At 48.1% G+C, this 366-nt stretch carries 1 protein-coding gene; it reads left to right on the forward strand.

Annotated elements, in window-relative coordinates; translation table 11 throughout:
• Nucleotides 1-366 (forward strand): plasmid recombination protein (locus KP705_RS19415; RefSeq protein WP_215765495.1); only part of this gene is annotated, 366 nt, incomplete at both ends.

A 366-nucleotide genomic window follows, 5' to 3' on the forward strand; every position in this document is an offset into this window, starting at 1 on the left:
TGAGCGTGAGCATGAGCAGGCTTGCGATGGTGCTGTTGATGTTCAGAAGAATGGCAAGAGCAGGAAAATCAGAAGCACTCAAAATACTATGGCGTGCATTGTTCTGTCTTGGCCAGGTGAGATGGATGCCGATTGTAAGCGTTGGCAAGCTCGGTCGGTCAAGTGGTTGCAGGACACGTATGGGGACCAGTTGAAGACAGTCATCAGGCATGATGATGAGGCTTTTCCTCATCTTCATGCTTTCATCGTTCCTGATGATTTGAAGGCGATCAGCTTACATCCTGGGGATAGTGCAAAGCAGAAGGCCAAGGCGGATGGGTTATCTCCAAAGGAACAAAATGAAGCCTATAAGCAATCGTTTAGAGA

Origin of the sequence: Gluconobacter sp. P1D12_c (genome assembly GCF_018812105.1) — a bacterium.
GTDB lineage: Bacteria > Pseudomonadota > Alphaproteobacteria > Acetobacterales > Acetobacteraceae > Gluconobacter > Gluconobacter oxydans_A.